Here is a 1,233-nt window from a genome sequence, read left to right as displayed (position 1 = left end):
AACAACGTAATGGCTTGGATTATTCAGTTTCGATGCAGCTGCGATGGTTTTACGAACGGCGCTACCCTTTTTTATGTCCGAAGACGCGAGGTTGACCCTTAGATTAGCCCAGCGACCATTGCCGTCCATAATAATGGCAATATGCTTAGGAAGAGATTCGGTGAAGAGTTGAGAATTTTGCATAAAGAGTTAACTGAGTTCCATCAGTTGGATAGAGTAACACAAAAAAACGCTGTGCTGCGAACACAGCGTTTTCCAACAGTGATGTGAATGGAAATATTAAACTTCCATCAACTCTTTTTCTTTTGCCGCAAGAACGTCGTCGATCTTCTTCACTGCAGCATCAGTAAGTTTTTGAATTTCGTCTTGCGCTTTACGATCTTCATCTTCTGAAATTTCTTTTTTCTTTCAGTAGCGCTTTAAGATCGCTGTTTGCGTCGCGACGGATGTTACGAACTGCGACACGACCACCTTCAGCTTCACCACGAACGATTTTAACTAGGTCTTTACGACGTTCTTCTGTTAGCGGTGGAAGAGGACAGCGAATACAGTGCCTGCAGACATTGGGTTTAGACCAAGGTCAGATCATCATGATCGCTTTTCAACTTTCTGAGTTAGCTCTTTATCAAAAACAGTGATAGCCAGTGTACGCGCATCTTCCGCAATTACGTTCGCCACTTGAGTTAACGGCGTTGCTGCGCCGTAGTAATCTACAGAGATACCAGACAGCAGACTTGGGTGCGCACGACCAGTACGAACTTTAGACAGGCTGTTTTTAAGCGCTTCAATCACTTTTTTCCATGCGCTCTTGCGCGTCTTTTTTAATATCGTTAATCACGGTTTCACCTTAAAAATGTCGTCTTTCTACTAGAAAGCTTGTTCGGGGTTCGTTTACGCCATTGCTTTATCTGCAATGGCATATTAACAGCTTAGGCGGTAATTAGCGTACCTTCAGCTTCACCCATCACCACGCGGCGCAAAGCACCCGGCTTGTTCATATTAAATACGCGGATTGGCATTTTGTGGTCACGTGCCAATGTAAATGCTGCCAAATTCCATCACTTCAGTTCTTTTTCAAGAACATCGGTGTAAGAAAGCTTATCATACAGCTCTGCGTCTGGGTTGGCTACCGGGTCAGCAGTAAATACGCCATCCACTTTAGTCGCTTTTAGAACGACATCCGCTTCAATCTCAATACCACGTAGGCAAGCAGCAGAATCCGTAGTGAAGAAT

Annotated in this window: 3 pseudogenes; all 3 read right to left on the bottom strand. The window is 44.4% G+C overall.

The window, feature by feature from the left end:
- A pseudogene (locus CIK04_RS28085) lies at positions 1-183 on the bottom strand (undecaprenyl diphosphate synthase family protein); the annotation flags it as partial.
- 96 nt (positions 184-279) lie between these two features.
- A pseudogene (gene frr, locus CIK04_RS28080) lies at positions 280-838 on the bottom strand (ribosome recycling factor).
- Positions 839-929: 91 nt separating this feature from the next.
- A pseudogene (locus CIK04_RS28075) lies at positions 930-1,233 on the bottom strand (UMP kinase); the annotation flags it as partial.

It is taken from the genome of Vibrio sp. 03_296 (genome assembly GCF_002265885.1).
This window is presented reverse-complemented; position numbering and strand designations above follow the sequence as displayed.